We start from the raw sequence: 16,982 nt of genomic DNA, 5'->3' as shown, positions 1-16,982 counted from the left end.
TTCGTTATCAAAGGGAGGAATTACCATGAAATTTTCAAGTAAACAACGTAAAGACGTATTAAACGGAGTAAATAAACAAGAATTAGATGTGATCGTAATTGGTGGAGGTATTACTGGTTCTGGTATTGCATTAGATGGAGCAACACGCGGGTTATCAACAATTGTGTTTGAAATGCAGGACTTTGCAGCAGGTACATCAAGTCGTTCAACGAAGCTTGTACACGGTGGTCTACGTTATTTAAAACAACTTGAAGTGAAAATGGTAGCAGAGGTGGGTAAAGAGCGTGCGATCGTATATGAGAACGGTCCCCATGTAACAACACCAGAGTGGATGTTACTTCCGTTCCATACAGGCGGTACGTTCGGATCATTCAGTACATCAATTGGTCTTCGTGTATACGACTTCTTAGCAGGTGTAAAACGAAGCGAGCGCAGAAAAATGTTTAACCGTGAAGAAACGCTGAAGAAAGAGCCTCTTGTAAAACAAGAAGGATTAAAAGGCGGCGGTTACTACGTAGAATATCGCACTGATGATGCGCGTCTTACAATTGAAGTAATGAAAGAAGCAATTGAGCACGGTGCAAAAGCTGTTAACTACGCAAAAGTAGATAGTTTCTTATATAAAGATGGAAAAGTATGTGGTGTACGTGTAATCGATTTACTAGACGGAGAAGTATACGAAGTTTACGGTAAGAAAATTGTAAACGCAGCTGGTCCTTGGGTAGATACACTTCGTGAAAAAGATAACTCGAAAAAAGGAAAAGTACTTCAGTTATCAAAAGGTGTTCACTTAGTAATTGATCAAAAACGTTTCCCATTAGGTCAAGCGATTTACTTCGATACACCAGATAAACGTATGGTATTCGCGATTCCGCGCGGAGGAAAAACATATGTAGGTACAACAGATACGTTCTATGATAAAGATGCAGCTGTACCACAAATGACAACAGAAGATCGCACATACATCATTAATGCGATTAACTATATGTTCCCAAGCGTAAAAATTACGGAAAAAGACATCGAATCAAGCTGGGCTGGTGTACGTCCGTTAATTTATGAAGAAGGTAAGAGTGCATCTGAAATTTCTCGTAAAGATGAAATTTGGACTTCTGAATCTGGTTTAATTACAATCGCAGGTGGTAAATTAACAGGATACCGCAAAATGGCTGAAATGGTAGTAGACTACGTAACGAACTTACTACAAAAAGAAGGCCATAGTGCATATCCGAAGAGCTCAACGAAACATATGCCAATCTCTGGTGGACATGTAGATGGCTCTAAAGGATTACCAGCATTTATCGCGAAAAAAGCAGGTGAAGGTACGAAATACGGTTTAACAACAGCACAAGCAGAAGAATTCGCGAAATTCTACGGCTCTAACGTTGACGTACTATTCGACTTAGCAAAAAAACATAAAGACGAAGCGAAAGAATACAACATGCCACTAGACGTTCTAATCCCACTTGTATACGCAATGGATTACGAAATGACAGCAAAACCAGTTGACTTCTTCGTACGCCGCAGAGGCGCTGTATTCTTCAACATCCACTGGGTATACGAGTGGAAAGAAGCAGTAATCAACTACATGGCTGCGAAACTAGGCTGGAGCAAAGAAGAACAAATGAAATACACAGCTGAATTAGAGAAAGCATTAACAGACGCTGTCATTCCTGTAGACCAACAAGAGCAGGCAGCTGCGTTAGCGTAAAAAGAGAAACACCTGAAGGCGAGCCCTTTAGGTGTTTTTTCTCTTGACTAAAAATAATTAGAATGTGTTACAATGATGATAGAGTATGTAGTATGAATTTTGCATAAAATGAAGAAGACAGAAGCCTGAGAAACTTCTGCCTTTGTAACCTAACTTGCTATTGTGGTGGTAGTAGGTGCGGTTATAAGACAATTACATTAACGTTTTAGCCGAGAACCGCCCTTACCTTTTCCACGAAGCAGGGTGGTTCTCGCTTTTTTGTATACAGAAATTAGCCACGGACCGACGTATCTTCTACCGATGACAACGCCAACTCCGGTTAGGATACCATACACTAATTTAATGACAAACATCGCGATCATTTTATCACCTCCCCCTTTTTTCAAAATGGAAGAGATGATTACCACACCTACTAGTTATAGCTTATTAAGTTACATTTTAATTGTATTATGTTTTAAAATAGGGAACAAGACATATAGATAAAAAGCCCTAGCGTTCAAACTCAAACCCCCACTGAAAGGCTTTATCTCAGTGGGGGTAGTTGACTCCTTGTTAAATAAACATAACTAAAAAAATAAAGATACTGATAACAATATCCAAATGAAATACACAGCAGAACTAGAAAAAGCAGTAGATCAACAAGAACAAACAGCTGCATTATGTATAGAATTTCAAATACTACACTTGTATGAAGCGTGTACTGGTTTTGATAGTATCGATCCATCTTTGTATGGCCATGAAATATTAGATTCTTTAAGTGAGTGTTAGAAAGAAGGAGGACTCGATTAAATCGGTTCTCTTTTTCATTTAGCGATAGGAAACGAAGACGCCCCTCTTATTGCAAACTTAAAGAGCGCCGTGGGAGAAAGACGCTCTTTAGGTGAATGTATTGTAACGACTATTCGGTTTATTATATGTAAGTTGCTGAGGAAGTGTTTTATAAAAAACGTTATCACCCTCTGTATTTTTTTGTAAATTTATAAAACTTTTCTATACAGTGCGTCGTCTAATATATGGGAAGGAGGGAAGGCTGTGGATGAATTAACGATAGAAGCGTTTGAAATAGAAGATAAGGAGGACCTTATCGACGAAATAATGAACAAGTATGGACAAGAAGTCTTACAGCTTGTGTATTCATATGTGAATAATAAAGAGGTTGCGGAGGATTTAACGCAAGATATATTTGTGAAATGTTATAAATCTCTTCATACATATAAAGGGAATTCGAACTTAAAAACATGGCTATGGAGAATTGCAATTAATCATTGTAAGGACTATTTAAAAAGTTGGTATAACAAAAAAGTTATTGTTACAGAAGATGACTTTACGTATATGGAGAGTCAAAAAGAAAGTGTGGAACAAACTGTCATTCAAAATGCGGAGGATCGTGAACTGGCTTCTGCAGTAATGAATTTACCGATCAAATATCGAGAAGTCATTTATCTATTTTATTATGAAGAATTATCAATTAAAGAGATTGCGATTGTAATAGATGTGAAGGAAAACACGATAAAAACGAGGCTGAAAAAAGCGAAGGAGCTTTTGAAGAAAGGATTGGAGGAATAATCAAATGGAAGATCGATTAAAAGGCTTGCGAAAATCAATGGAGAACACAACTTTTAAACATTTGAGTTTTTCTGATCAGCACCAGAAGCGGGTGCGTGAAAAAATCAATCAATCGTCCGAAAAAGAAGAAGACATCCTTTTAGCAGTGTTGCAACTTCTTATAAATGAAAAAACAGGTTATGAATTGATGCAGTTACTGCGCGGGAGAGGGATTCAAAAATTCGAAGGGGACGAAGGGTCTCTATACACGTTATTACATCGTCTAGAACAGAATCGCTTTATCCAATCTAGCTGGGACCACGAAGGAGCTAAATATTATCAATTAAATGATAAAGGAAACAAGATGCTGCGAAAGGCAGAGAAGAATGCTACGAAGGCACGATTTATATTAAAAGGATTAGTACAGGAGTGAGAAAAATTGAACAAAAAAGGGGAGCGTTTTTTAACAGAAGTTACGAACCATATTAAATCAAAAGAAGCGAAGGACTTAGTAGCAACTGAACTGAATTTTCACTTAAAACAGGCAAAGAATATGTGGATGGATAAAGGGTTAAGTGAGGAAGTTGCTGAAGATAAGGCTGTTGAGCAAATGGGGAGTCCAATTAAACTGGGACAAGAACTTAACAAACTGCATAAGCCAAAGGTTGATTGGTTCTTACTTATTTTGTTAGTGGCTGCGATGGGGTTAGGATTTTTGCCAGTTATAGCTTTTGGATATATGAATGATTTACTAATGGATAAGGTGATATTTGTTGTTCTTGGTATTGCAACAGCGTTAGGGATGATGCTGATTAATTATCGGAAGTTAGAGAGATTAGGATGGTTGTTTTATACAATTGGTGTACTTATCTTGTTAATGCTATACTGCTTTCCGAATGCTGGGATGCTTGGAGAACCGATAATAAAAGTTGGTCCTATTGCAATTGACCGTTTAATGGCAGTGCCGTTCTTTTTTCTAGCTTGGGCTTCTTTTTTCAATAATAGTAGGATAAAAGTAATGCATCTTGTGGCTCTTTATTTATTTTCTTTGTATTTATTTTTAATTGGCGCAGCTTTTTCAGTGATTTTTATTTATATCACGATGGTATTCGTTATGCTTTGGTGGAGTAAGTTAGGGAAGAAAAAGGCATTAATTATTACAATTGTACCAATCTGTTTATTGATTATAGGGGCCTATTTTTCCTGGCACACAGTAAAAGGAGTTTATTTGGATAGATTTTTAGGGTATTTGAATCCAGAGCGTGATGCACAGGGCGCAGGATTTATGTATATACGTTTAAAGGAGGTAATGTCGTCAGCAGGTTGGTTTGGTACATACGGAGATGTAAAGTTCATCCCTAATCCAGATACTGATTTTGTATTTGCAAGTTTGACTTATTATTATGGATATGTGCTTGCAATGGTCCTTGTCTTAATTCTTTCTCTTTTTGTAGCACGGTTAATCTTCATATCTTATACAATAAATGACCAGTATGGTAAATTGCTTCTTATTGGAGGCATGACTCTTTTCGTAGTGCAATTCCTTTATAACGTCGGTATGATTTTAGGTTTATTACCGATTACTGCTATATCATTACCTTTTATTAGTTATGGATTAACACCAACTGTATTTCATGCGCTTGTAATGGGAATCGTACTAAGTGTATATCGACGTAAAGACATTCCAGCGAGAAAATCAGCTTAAAAAACAAACCACCTAGTCCCTATATTTTTTAGGGGGTAGGTGGTTTTATTTACACACTTAACAAGTTTTTCCGTCCTCAACTTCTCCGCATGAATCTGGAATTTGCTTATCTTTTATTAATAGTAATAGAAGTTCAAAAAACTGTTCGCGTTGTTCTAATGTGAGGTTTTGTAAAATATCGTCTGCGACCTTGTCTTGGAACGCGAGCGCCTTTTCCATATTGGAGTGCGCGCGTTCAGTAAGTTGAATTAATGTAGCTCGGCGATCAGTTGGATCTGGTATACGAATTAGGAGCTTGTCTTGTTCGAGTGCATCGACAAAATCGGTAACTGTACGTGCTTTGACGCCTAATTTAGCAGCTAATGCGTTCATTCGAATGGGACCATTTTCAGAAACGGTGGATAGAACGCGTAGCCTTGGCCCTGTTAGATGATAAGGTGTGTCAAGGGCTGACAATTGAGATTGAAATTCTCTTTGAACATAGTTCGACGATTGCATTAAAATATGAATGATATCTATTGCAGCTGGATTATTTGATTTCATGAATGGGATGACCTCCTCATTATTTTGTAGTTCATTTTTGCACGTTTCATAAATATATTGTATATTATTAGTGAGTAACCTCTCTATATTATAAAAAAATAGTGAGCAACCTCATTATATCGCATGCTCATAATGTGTGATAGCGGGATAATTACTATTATAACTGATGCGGAGATCTATAGAAAACGATAATAGAGCGAGGTGTATGTAAGGAATTTCAAATCGTTTCAGCATTCAATAGCAATACCCTTAAAAAAACATATGTAACGGAGGATTGTACATGACTATTGTAGCATTAGTACTTCAATGTTTATTAATTTTTGCATTTTTCTTTTCAAGTGTGAGTAAAATTGCGGGAGCAAAAATGCAAGTAGAGGCTTTCGCTCATTTAGGTTTACCTCAATGGTTTAGAATTACGACAGGTTGGATCGCTTTAGCAGGAGTGGTGGGACTGATTTTTGGTTTCTGGAATGAGGTCGTATTAGTTTTAGCAGCATTATGGATTGCTTGTATTATGTTAGGAGCTGTATTGTCACATATGCGTGTGAAAGATCCAATTGGCAAAATAATGCCGGCAGCAGTGCTTATGATTTTAGCGCTAATTCTTGCGTTCATTCATTTTTCAGCAGTAACAGAACTTCTGTAAAGTAAATTGTAGATTAGTAGATTCGATTGAATAGAGGTAGAAACTGAGCACGTACGATAAAAATGATATCCTCATTATAATAAAATAGTGAGGATATTCATTATGTTGATACTCATTTAAATCTGAATAGATTACCGGAAAAAGAAAAGGAGGTATGCACGATGGTAGATCATTCATCACAAAATGCAGATAAATTACTAGGAGTTTTAGTAGTTACGCTAATATTTTCAGTTATGAACGGTACGATGTTTAATGTAGCTCTTCCTGAAATCGGTAAAGAATTCAACCTTGTTCCTTCAGAGGTTAGTTGGATTATGACGAGTTATATGGTCGTTTATGCTGTTGGTTCCATCGTAATGGGAAAACTGGCGGATAAATATCGGCTAAAAGATTTGTTAACGTATGGATTACTTATTTTCGCTCTAGGTTCCTTGCTTGGCTTACTTGCTACTGAGTATTGGGTTATCATTTTAGGGCGTGTTATTCAAGCAGCGGGAGCCTCTGTTCTTCCTGCGACAGCAATGATTATTCCGGTTAGATACTTTGCGCCAGAGAAAAGGGGGCGTGCGCTTGGAACTTCAGCAGTTGGTTTAGCGCTTGGGAATGCTTTAGGGCCCGTTGCCGCTGGATTAATTACGAGTTTTGGAAGCTGGAGACTTATGTTTGTTCTTTCATTACTACCGCTTCTAACGCTACCTTTCTTTAGAAAGTATTTAGACAATGCAAAAGGGAAGGCGGGTAGTATTGATATTCTTGGCGGAGGTCTATTAGCTGTATCAGTCGCGTTCTTCTTGCTTGCTATTACGCAGATGCAAGTGCTGTTATTCCTTAGTGGATTTGCTACGTTAGCTTTCTTCATTTTGCGGATTAGAAAAGCTAAAGAGCCTTTTATTAAACCGATTCTGTTTAAAAATAAGAACTTTTCGATTGGATTACTCCTTGCTTTTATGACGACAGCGATGAGCTTTAGTATGACATTCATGACGCCGCAATTTCTATCGGCAGTAAATGGATTGACTCCTTCGAATATTGGTTTTGTTTTAGTTCCAGCTGCAATTGCCTCGGCAATTATGGGAAGAAAGGGAGGAAGGGTAGCTGATACTCGGGGCAATTTTGCACTCGTTTTTATTGCCTCAGTATTCATATTCCTTGCTTTCTCATTATTATCTACTTTCATTGGGGTCTCGGCTTTTGTCATAGCATTGATTTTAATTTTCGGAAATGTAGGACAGACCTTTATGCAGATTTCAATGTCTAATACAATTTCACAAACACTGTCAAAGGAAGAGACAGGTGTTGGAATGGGATTACTGTCGATGATTAATTTCATATCTGGCGCGATGGCTATGAGTGTAGTAGGGAAATTGCTTGATAAGGGATCGACTTCACTAAAGCTAAATCCTTTTGTTGCAAATGAAGCTGCAAATATGTATAGTAATATCTTCGGCGTGATGTCATTATTGATCCTATTTGTAGTTGTGCTGTATCGTTTTCAATTTGGTACGGGCGTTTCTACGTTAAATATGACTAGCAAAGTTAATAAAAATTTATAAAAGAATACAAGGAGGTTTATGTATGAATGCTCAAACTGCACCTGTTTCTTCGCAGTCAAAGGAGTTTGACAATGTGAAAAGACTCCCCATTTTAATATCGATGATCATTGGGGCATTTTTTACCATTTTGAATGAAACATTATTGAACGTTGCTTTTCCGCAATTGATGATTGAGTTGAATGTAACACCGTCAACTCTTCAATGGCTTTCAACAGGGTACATGCTTGTAGTTGCTGTGCTAATTCCAGCTTCTGCTTTATTAGTACAATGGTTTACAACAAGACAAGTATTCATAGGTGCTATGGTAGTCTTTACTTTCGGTACACTTGTAAGTGCGATTGCGCCTGGATTTTCTATACTATTAATGGGTCGCTTGTTACAAGCGGCAGGTACGGGATTAATAATGCCCGTATTAATGAATACGATTCTCCTTCTATATCCTCCTGAAAAGAGAGGAGCGGCAATGGGGAGTATTGGGCTTGTAATCATGTTTGCCCCTGCCATTGGGCCGACACTTTCAGGGCTCATTTTGGAAACATGGAATTGGAGATGGCTATTTTATATCGTTTTGCCATTCGCAATTTTTTCTATCGTTTTCGCGTTTATTTATTTGAAAAATGTCTCAGAGCCTACGAAACCAAAGGTGGATGTATTATCTATTCTTTTATCTACAATTGGATTTGGCGGAATTGTTTATGGATTTAGTAGCTCAGGTGAAGGTTGGGGGAGTTTCCAAGTATATGGTATAATCCTAATTGGTCTTGTAGCAATTCTATTCTTCGTATTGCGTCAATTGAAATTGAAAGAGCCATTACTAGACCTTAGTGCATTTAAGTATCCGATGTTTACGCTAACGACAATTTTATTGACGATCATGATGATGACGATGTTCTCGACAATGACGTTACTACCATTTTTATTCCAAGGTGCTTTAGGCTTAACTGTCTATGCAACTGGTCTTATCATGCTTCCAGGTAGCCTGTTGAATGGTCTGCTTTCTCCAGTTTCAGGGAAGCTGTTTGATAAATTTGGTCCAAGAGCGCTCATTATTCCTGGTACGATATTATTAGCAGGTGTGATGTGGTTCTTTACACAAGTAACGGCAGATACGTCTAAAATAACTTTCATCCTATTACATGTCACTATGATGGTATCCATTTCAATGATTATGATGCCGGCGCAAACGAACGGTTTGAACCAACTTCCGAAGCGATTTTATCCTCACGGAACAGCTATTTTGAATACTCTATCACAAGTAGCGGGTGCGGTAGGAGTTGCGTTCTTTATTAGCGTTATGACTTCCGGACAGAAGAAATATTTGGATGCATCTTCAAATCCGACTGACCCAGCTCAATTGACAGAAGCAATGGTTTCAGGCGTGCATAACGCATTTACAATTGGCTTTGGTTTGGCACTACTTGCAGTCGTTGTAGCTTTATTTATAAAACGTTCGCAGACTTCAGAAAGTTAAGGGTCGAAGTAAAGAGGGGATGCCGAGGGCAACCCTCTTTATTATTTTGTTTCTACATATCAATTTGATTTTGGTTCCTTCTTATTAAAATAGTATTTGTCGGATAGCACACATTTTAAAATTTATAATGGAACAACTCTAACTTAGCGATAAAGTTTCATTTTATGTTTAAATAAGTGAACTCGCTTTAATAGAAGTACACAATTCAGAACGAGAAATTGATTCAGCTAATTGTTGTAAATAGGCGTATTCTGCTACGTCTTTTTCAGAAGTGTTAGGATCCAATAAAGGTGAAGAAAGAAGTATATCAATCGTAAGTATGTCTGCATCATGAGAAATGATGTTATAACCTGCAAATACAGGTCGTTTTAAGTCTTTTACTTTTTGAATCATCTGATGGAATTTCGTAACACTTATATTGATTTGTGCGAATGGAAAGCATTTTTGGGTAGGATTCTCGATGGTCTTTCTAATTTTATAATCGTATACATAGTAGTACTTTTCTTGCTGCTCAAGTGTTTGCAACTCTTTCGTTAATAAGTGGTATTTGTCTGTAAGTCCAGTTGTGAGTGCATCGTGTTCTTCGTCAACTAATAATGTGAAAGGTCTTGGTGATGAGATTGAAAGGGCGCGGACGTTTAGATCAGTAAAAGTGGGATTAGATTGTAAAATGGTATGTAATTTCTCGGTAGGAAACTCACCGTCATAAATAGCAATAAAATAATGGTTCATCTTTTCGCTCCTTAACTTTTTTCTAAACTGATATATTCTACTTTAAAGGTGTAAGTCCTGCATAAAAAAGAAAACACCTTGATTGTTATCAAGGTGTTGTAATAAGCTCAAAACTCTCCGAATCAGCCTCAACAATAAAAGGACTAACTTCGCCAACGCTATAAAGTTGCAATTCGTGCATCGCGCGTGTACAAGCAGTGTAGAACAATCTACGAACGCTCTCATCGCTGTATACATCTTTAGAAGCATTGTAAATAATAACAGCATCAAATTCGATACCTTTCGCTAAGTAAGCTGGGATCACGACGATGCCTTGCTCATACTCGGCTGAGTTACTCTTCACGAGTTTAATATTCTCGATATGAATAAGTGCCTCATAGGCCGCAGCGCTTTCAGCTGCAGATTTACATATAATTGCGATCGTGTTGTGATTTTGTTTTTGTAGTTCAGCAACTTTGGCAGTAATACGTTCGTGCAGTTCGCTGTCATTTGATACTTTCGTCACTGTAGGTTTCACGCCTTCACGTTCAAAGGCGTGAATGTTGTTGCCTTCCGGTACGAGAGCACGTGTAAATTCAATGATTGGTTTTGTTGAGCGATAGCTACGAGTTAAGTTAATGCCGTTCGTTTCATCCGGTCCGTATAAGCTAGTAAGTGTATTGAAATTCACTGTTTCACTTGCATGGGCAAATATCGCTTGATTAAAGTCACCGAGTACCGTCATTCGCGCGGCAGGGAAGAGACGTTTTAAAAACTCGAACTGAAACGGCGAATAATCTTGCGCTTCGTCTACGAGTACGTGTTTAATCGATCTATTCGTTTGGAAGCCTTCAATTAATTCTTTTAAAAGTAAAAATGGAGTCGCATCCTCGTAATATAGCTTTCCTTCATCAAGCATGTTTACTGTTAATGAGCAAATGTCATCCCATTCTTTCGGTTTTTCTCCCGTAACCCATGATGCATCTGTGAAAAGCTGTTTATATATGCCTGTGAAATTGATGAAACGCAATGTTTGAACACCTTTGCGAAGAGGCTTCATTTTTTTACGGACAATCATACGCCCAAGTACTCTCGTTTCTTTCTCAAAATCTTGAAAGGAGTTGTCGTCAAACTCACCTTTTTTCTGTAAATATTTATAAGCCTTTTGATATTCATCTTTACTCAGTAGTTCAATTTCTTCTTCTACCCAAGGCTTTTTCAGTTCTGCTTTTTCAAGTGCATCTATTTGCTTATTTAGCCAATCCGTTAACTTTTCAATTCGACTATGGAAGCGGAGGGAGGAGTCGGCATTGTAAAACTGCTCTGTAATTTCTTTCGCAGAAACAATCAGTTTTCCTCTAAATTTCATTCCTCTAAATAGCATGCCTGAAGATTCAAGAGATTGTCTGTACGCTCGAATCATCTCGAAAAATTGAGTAGATGCCTTAAATCGAATGCTCGCATTTCTCGTTTTATAGATAGGGTTATTCGTTTCAGTTAGCATATACTCTAATTGTTCATAAGGGTCTTCCACATCAAATGACTTACTTAGTCTATGATTTAAATATTCTTGGAATGTCACTTGCTGCATATTTTCTTCGCCGAGTTCAGGTAGTACGTTAGAAACGTAGCTATTGAACATAGAGTTAGGGGAGAAGAGAATAATTTGATCAGCTTTTAGCCATTCGCGATATTTATATAGTAAGTAGGCGATTCGTTGCAGCGCAGCGGACGTTTTACCGCTACCAGCAGCTCCTTGCACGATAAGGAGTCGGCCTTCATCGTGACGAATAATTTCATTTTGCTCGCGCTGAATCGTAGCGACGATACTTTGCATATGTTTGTTCGTACCTTTTCCGAGCGCTTGTTGCAAGATTTCATCGCCAATTGTAAGGCTCGTATCGAACATAGAATCAATCTCGCCATTTTGAATAATGTATTGTAATTTTTTCTCCACATTACCGTGAATTACGCCGCCTGGTGTACTGTATTCAGCCGGTCCTGGTGGATAATCGTAGTAGACACTCGAAATGGGTGCGCGCCAGTCATATATAAGAAAGTTTTCTCCGCTAGCATCAGTAAGTGTAGCTACGCCAATATAAATTTTCTCCGCAGCAGATTCTCCTTCTTCTTTGAAATCAATTCGTCCAAAATAAGGTGCTTTATGCATGCGTCTTAGTGCGGCAAGTCGATTAAAGGTGTGCTTATGGGTAATTTGTGTGACAGCTAGTGACTGAGCTTGTTGTCTTAAGTTGATAACTGTTTCAAGATAATCATCAAAAGTATCAGTATTCACTTTCACGTCATCCCAAAAGTGTTTACGAATATTGATTACTTCTGCCCGGCGTCTGCCAGTTTCGTTTTCCAGTTTATCAATTTGCTGCGTAATCGTTTCGATTACGGTATCCAATCGTTTTTGCTCTAAATCAAGTTTTTTGTTCATACGGTAAGCACTCCTTTAAAAGTGAAAAATAGAGGTTGACTGAAGAAAGAAATTATGGTATATTTGATATACGGATAAATATGTTTTAGTTAATTTGTAAAACGTGTTTCTGTACTAATTTAACATAGTTTCTGAATTTAATCAATGATAATAAGATAAACCTTGGTTCCGTGTGGCGTGAATCGAGGTTTTTTTGTGTTTTAAGAGGGGTTCGCAGTTATTGTCAGTTTCTGTCGGTAAGTCGATATATTATGAAAATCGCCGATATAATTTATTCAGAGGACCAACTATATAATTTCATTTACCGAAATCGGACATAGCTACCGGGGAAGAGGGCATATAAAAAAGCTCGGGCCGAAGCCCGAGCTTTTTATTTCATTATTTCTTTTCGTCTTTCTTAGCGTCAGCTTTTTGCTCTTTGAAAAGATCTTTCAAATCTTTATCGTCAACTTTTACGTCAGCTTTTTTGATTTCTTTCATCATAAGGTCGTTCATGAATTCGCCATCTTGTGCTTTCTTTTGAACGATTTCTTTTTTGATGTCAGCTTTAGATTGTTCGAATGATTTTTCTGGCTCTTTAATGTCTGTTACTTTAATGATGTGGTAACCGAATTGTGATTTCACAGGTTCGCTTACTTCATCTTTTTTCAGCTTATAAGCAGCCTCTTCGAATTCTTTAACCATTTTGCCAGGTCCGAAGAATCCTAAGTCGCCACCTTTTTCTTTTGAACCAGTATCTTCAGAGTATTGTTTCGCTAACTCTTCGAAAGATTTACCTTGTCCAAGTTCTTCTTTAACCTTTTTAGCAGTTGCTTCATCTTTTACAAGAATGTGGCTTGCTTTAATTTCAGGCTTGTAATTATCTTTCAATTCTTTATCAGTGATTGTTTTCTCGATAGCTTTTTCTTGCGCTAATTGAGCACGCACACCAGTTTTTAACGTTTCTTCTTTAATACCTTGTTGTTTTAATAGTGTATCGAATTGATCACCGTATTGTTTTTTCATTTCATCGAACTTTTTGTCTACTTCTTTGTCTTCAACTTTGTAGTTTTTAATAAGTACTTTTTCCATAACCATGTTATTTAGTACTTGTTTACCAGCTTGTGTCTTCATTTGCTCGTAGAATTCTTCTTTTGTAATGTCACCAGCTTTAGATGTAACGATTTTGTCTGATGATGATGTTCCACATGCTGATAATGCGATTACACTTGTTGCGGCTAAGGCAAGCATAGCTTTCTTCATTCGATAAACACTCCTACTATTATGTATTTTTAATTTATCCTATACCAATGAATTTTAGTTCATCAGAGCCCGGTTAAGTCTCACTGATACTTTTGCTTTTTATGTTGGTAAAGCGCGCTTAACAGGGCTTACCGAGGCTTTAGGATAAAGTTAAGATGCGTGTCATTTATTTCATAGTATAAGCAATATGTACAAAATTTAATATATCATATTTCGACGTGTTTTCATATTGATAAAGAAAAATTAACCAGTACGTGTCAGATTTTGAAGGTGTGCCATATTGGGCGTATGCCGCATATACAGAAAAGAGGAGGGGATGGGGATGAATTCTCAACTTATTTTATTACTTGTACTGTTTATTTTATTGGTTATAGTAGGTATAATTTGCTTATAGAGGAAAAAAGTGAGGAAGGGGCTTTCCTTCCTCACTTTCCATGAAATATAATTTCTATATAACTAGAAATTAATAAAATTGTTATACATACATTAATAACCCGAAAGACACCGGGTTGGCGGCTCGCAGATATTTGTTTTCGTTCACACAGTGTATGTGTCATGAAATTCGTGTAAAATATAACAAGAAGTGCGAATGCGACAAAAACAACTGTTATAAGTGTCATGAGGCGAGACCTCCTTTTGGCTAAAATACATATACTTTATATATTGTATCATACGATATTTTGTTCGTGTTATAAAATTCAGAAATAGAAGACTTTGTGTTAGAAAGTGAGGGAGAAAATGGACGTTGTTAGAAGATTAGAACAAGCTGAATACTACGTAGACCTACTATTTAAAATGATTGATGAAGAAAAGTGTCCATTTTATTCTTTGATCATAAAGAAAAAAGCTCGTAAAAAAGATGTTGAACGTATACTAAATCTTTGTGAAAAACTGAACGAACAATATGTAGCGGAGAAAGCAGAAGGCCTTCTTTTGTTCGATGCGCTGTTAGATCAATTTGAAAAAGCGCTTCCACATCAGCTCGAAGTACACGAAACTGCGGAAGCGCTAGCAAAACAAGGTTTATTCAAACCGCTTATGAATGAATTCTTAAGCATGATTGCGAAAAAATAAATAGATTACTTCTTAACTAACTTCTGATCGGATTCTGTAAAGTTCTCTTCAATATCTTCTAATGATTTCTCAAAAATATCGATGAAGTCTTGTCCGTAAATGTTACGCAAGATTGCAATCAGTTCGATATTTTCTGGGAACTTCCCATAAAAATTACGAAGTGCAAGAGCCCCATTAAACACTGAATTATTTTCAGGGTCATACTCCTCCATTAAGCGAAGTAGTAATTCTTCCCCTTTGTCTGTAATTTCAATGTACGTGTTTCGTTTATCATCTTCTTTTTTCGAGAATACAAGATAGCCGCGTTCTTCCAGCTTTTTCGAGAAGTTAAACGCCGTTGATACGTGCATAACTCCAAACTTAGCAATCTCAGAAATAGAAGCCCCTTTTAAATGATAAGCGATTGTTAAAATATGATGCTCATTAATATTTAAATCATAAGGCTTAATCCACATCTGCCAATCTTTCTCTACACATTTCCATAACGCTTTCGATAATTGAGCAATGCGTTGGCTGAAAATCATCGCTTCTTTTACCGAGTAATCTTTTTCTCCACTTTTCATATACTCACCCACTTTAACATTCTTTTTCATTACTATCTATTATGCCAGTAAAATAAAAATTAATAAAGTCTTTTTGTGAGAATTGTGAAAATTTTTTGGAAAAATGACATTCTATACAAATCATGCATAACTATGGAAGCGGTTTATAAGTCGCGAGTACATGTGTTGTCCATACATGTTAAGTGATAACATATATTGTAAATGCATAAAAACACGGCATATCTATGTGATATGCCGTGTTAAGGTCGATTTATATAAAAAATATTTGTTATATGCAAAAAACTAAGCAGGAATTTGTTTACGCTTTTTCCGGAACAGCTTCTTGTAGTTTCTCAATTGATTTTTGAATGTCCAAAATCTCTTTCTCAATATGTCGTTTGTTTTGAGAAATGTCTTGCTTCCAGTTAGAAAGTGTATCGTGCATATCGTCTTTTAATTCTTGGAACACTTCTTTACCTTCTGAAGCAGTTTCAACGATTTGACGTTTTAATAATTTTGTATCAGCTGTAATATCAGCTAAAGTCTTTTTAATATCATTTCCTTTTTCTTTTAACTTACCGCGCATGTCTTTGCCCGAAGAAGGAGTTGAGAAAAGAACAGCTAGTCCAGCAACTGCTCCGCCGCAAATGACACCTGTAATAAAGGATTTAGCTTTTGACATAAAAGGAGACCTCCTTATTTTTTGTTCGTATTCATGATGTGAAAAAATATGCATATCTTTAAGACGAGGGAAAGAATAGTACCCAGTCCCCGGCATCTTGAGTGGAGAAACAAGCCGTGCAATATTTAATCACTTTAGGAAAGTGGCTTGTTATGTATTACTTCTTATTATAGTGTCACTATTTCACACTATTTGCAATTGTACTTGCGATGTTTTGTAAATTTTCCATTGTGTATTCATTTTGATGTGATTTCCAAACAGCACCGAAACCATCGTTTTCACCGTAGCGTGGAATTAAATGAAGGTGGAAGTGGAACACAGTTTGTCCAGCTTTCTCGCCGTTATTGTTAAGTAGGTTAAAGCCAACTGGATTAAACTCTGCTTTAATCGCGTTTGCGATTTTCGGAACGACAGAAAAAATGTGTGATGCGATTTCTGGCGTTAACGCAAAAATGTCTTGTTTGTGAACTTTTGGAATAACAAGAGTATGTCCTTTTGTTACTTGACTAATATCTAAAAATGCAAGCACATGTTCATCTTCGTATACTTTTGAGCAAGGGATTTGCCCGTCAATGATTTTGCAAAAAATACAATTATCTGCTGTATGATTCATCGATCTCATCCTTTCAAATATCCTTAGCCGTATTTTACCATAATTACATAAGAGAACAAACACGAAAAACAGGAAGCTGACTCAGCTTCCTGTTTTCTGAAGATGGATTGAAAAAGCATTATCGTAATTTACGTTTCGCAGACACCTCATTTATTTTAAGAAATGCACGGTAAATCGGCTAAAGTTTCTGCCGTAGACACCCCATTTTCAAGTGAAATGAATTGCAATCTTTTTAAATGAAATTGTTTACTTTTTAAAACAGTATATGCTCTTTCGGAGACACCCCGTTTCGAAAATAAAACAAATAATCTGGTTATGTGTAAATTCCTTTGTCCAACTTGGACACCCCATTTCATGATGACTTCACTATGTTGTTGTACTCATCAATAGGTGGTCGCTTTTTCAATGTGTTCCTTCTTCCTTAATTATGATGTCCGCTTTCGTAAAAATATATGCGAACAAATTTAAATTTTTTTTGAATGCATCGATACTATGTAGTACAGC

Annotated in this window: 17 protein-coding genes; 9 read left to right on the top strand and 8 right to left on the bottom strand. The window is 36.9% G+C overall.

Annotation, left to right across the window (positions count from 1 at the left end; translation table 11 throughout):
- Positions 1-25: 25 nt before the first annotated feature.
- From glpD to MR147_RS09395, 5 genes are all read left to right on the top strand, one after another.
- Complete coding sequence (glpD, locus tag MR147_RS09415; RefSeq protein ID WP_000672808.1) at positions 26-1,708, top strand: aerobic glycerol-3-phosphate dehydrogenase; 1,683 nt, start codon at positions 26-28, stop codon at positions 1,706-1,708.
- A gap of 600 nt (positions 1,709-2,308) precedes the next feature.
- Positions 2,309-2,476 carry a hypothetical protein gene (locus tag MR147_RS09410; protein ID WP_242303954.1) on the top strand — a complete coding sequence of 56 codons (168 nt, stop codon included), beginning with the start codon at positions 2,309-2,311 and terminating at the stop codon, positions 2,474-2,476.
- 264 nt (positions 2,477-2,740) lie between these two features.
- Complete coding sequence (locus MR147_RS09405) at positions 2,741-3,274, top strand: sigma-70 family RNA polymerase sigma factor (protein ID WP_242303953.1); 534 nt, start codon at positions 2,741-2,743, stop codon at positions 3,272-3,274.
- 4 nt (positions 3,275-3,278) lie between these two features.
- Positions 3,279-3,686, top strand: a complete 408-nt coding sequence (locus MR147_RS09400) for a PadR family transcriptional regulator (protein WP_074609709.1) — start codon at positions 3,279-3,281, stop codon at positions 3,684-3,686.
- Between the two features lie 6 nt (positions 3,687-3,692).
- Positions 3,693-4,958 (top strand): FtsW/RodA/SpoVE family cell cycle protein, encoded by a 1,266-nt coding sequence (locus tag MR147_RS09395; RefSeq protein WP_242303952.1) that lies wholly within the window; start codon positions 3,693-3,695, stop codon positions 4,956-4,958.
- Positions 4,959-5,015: 57 nt separating this feature from the next.
- Here the strand turns inward: MR147_RS09395 and MR147_RS09390 are convergent, their stop codons facing one another.
- The gene (locus MR147_RS09390; protein ID WP_242303951.1) at positions 5,016-5,501 is read right to left on the bottom strand and encodes a MarR family winged helix-turn-helix transcriptional regulator; all 486 of its coding nucleotides are present in this window, start codon (positions 5,499-5,501) and stop codon (positions 5,016-5,018) included.
- A 280-nt stretch (positions 5,502-5,781) separates the two neighbouring features.
- Between MR147_RS09390 and MR147_RS09385 the strand changes: the two genes are divergently transcribed.
- The 3 genes from MR147_RS09385 to MR147_RS09375 all read left to right on the top strand — a co-directional run bounded on the left by MR147_RS09385 (position 5,782) and on the right by MR147_RS09375 (position 9,171).
- Positions 5,782-6,147, top strand: a complete 366-nt coding sequence (locus MR147_RS09385) for a DoxX family protein (RefSeq protein ID WP_076869163.1) — start codon at positions 5,782-5,784, stop codon at positions 6,145-6,147.
- Positions 6,148-6,308: 161 nt separating this feature from the next.
- Positions 6,309-7,700, top strand: coding sequence for an MFS transporter (locus MR147_RS09380; protein WP_071737253.1), 1,392 nt, complete (start codon positions 6,309-6,311; stop codon positions 7,698-7,700).
- 22 nt (positions 7,701-7,722) lie between these two features.
- Positions 7,723-9,171 (top strand): MDR family MFS transporter, encoded by a 1,449-nt coding sequence (locus MR147_RS09375; RefSeq protein WP_242303950.1) that lies wholly within the window; start codon positions 7,723-7,725, stop codon positions 9,169-9,171.
- A 168-nt stretch (positions 9,172-9,339) separates the two neighbouring features.
- Here the strand turns inward: MR147_RS09375 and MR147_RS09370 are convergent, their stop codons facing one another.
- The 4 genes from MR147_RS09370 to MR147_RS09355 all read right to left on the bottom strand — a co-directional run bounded on the left by MR147_RS09370 (position 9,340) and on the right by MR147_RS09355 (position 14,187).
- Positions 9,340-9,903 carry a hypothetical protein gene (locus MR147_RS09370; RefSeq protein ID WP_242303949.1) on the bottom strand — a complete coding sequence of 188 codons (564 nt, stop codon included), beginning with the start codon at positions 9,901-9,903 and terminating at the stop codon, positions 9,340-9,342.
- An 88-nt stretch (positions 9,904-9,991) separates the two neighbouring features.
- Positions 9,992-12,325: an RNA polymerase recycling motor HelD gene (gene helD / locus MR147_RS09365; protein WP_242303948.1), complete on the bottom strand. Its 2,334-nt coding sequence runs from the start codon at positions 12,323-12,325 to the stop codon at positions 9,992-9,994.
- A gap of 378 nt (positions 12,326-12,703) precedes the next feature.
- Complete coding sequence (prsA, locus tag MR147_RS09360) at positions 12,704-13,567, bottom strand: peptidylprolyl isomerase PrsA (protein WP_000710071.1); 864 nt, start codon at positions 13,565-13,567, stop codon at positions 12,704-12,706.
- A gap of 425 nt (positions 13,568-13,992) precedes the next feature.
- Positions 13,993-14,187, bottom strand: a complete 195-nt coding sequence (locus MR147_RS09355; protein WP_000172692.1) for a hypothetical protein — start codon at positions 14,185-14,187, stop codon at positions 13,993-13,995.
- A 118-nt stretch (positions 14,188-14,305) separates the two neighbouring features.
- Between MR147_RS09355 and MR147_RS09350 the strand changes: the two genes are divergently transcribed.
- Positions 14,306-14,641 (top strand): DUF1878 family protein, encoded by a 336-nt coding sequence (locus MR147_RS09350; protein WP_000383662.1) that lies wholly within the window; start codon positions 14,306-14,308, stop codon positions 14,639-14,641.
- Positions 14,642-14,646: 5 nt separating this feature from the next.
- On the opposite strand, the gene MR147_RS09345 is transcribed toward MR147_RS09350, so the two are convergent.
- From MR147_RS09345 to MR147_RS09335, 3 genes are all read right to left on the bottom strand, one after another.
- Positions 14,647-15,204: an HTH-type transcriptional regulator Hpr gene (locus tag MR147_RS09345; RefSeq protein ID WP_000834918.1), complete on the bottom strand. Its 558-nt coding sequence runs from the start codon at positions 15,202-15,204 to the stop codon at positions 14,647-14,649.
- A 298-nt stretch (positions 15,205-15,502) separates the two neighbouring features.
- Positions 15,503-15,865 (bottom strand): YtxH domain-containing protein, encoded by a 363-nt coding sequence (locus tag MR147_RS09340; RefSeq protein ID WP_000030300.1) that lies wholly within the window; start codon positions 15,863-15,865, stop codon positions 15,503-15,505.
- Positions 15,866-16,043: 178 nt separating this feature from the next.
- Complete coding sequence (locus MR147_RS09335) at positions 16,044-16,478, bottom strand: HIT family protein (protein WP_001016840.1); 435 nt, start codon at positions 16,476-16,478, stop codon at positions 16,044-16,046.
- Positions 16,479-16,982: the final 504 nt, after the last annotated feature.

It is taken from the genome of Bacillus cereus group sp. BfR-BA-01350 (assembly GCF_022663775.1).
Classification (GTDB): domain Bacteria; phylum Bacillota; class Bacilli; order Bacillales; family Bacillaceae_G; genus Bacillus_A; species Bacillus_A paranthracis.
This window is presented reverse-complemented; position numbering and strand designations above follow the sequence as displayed.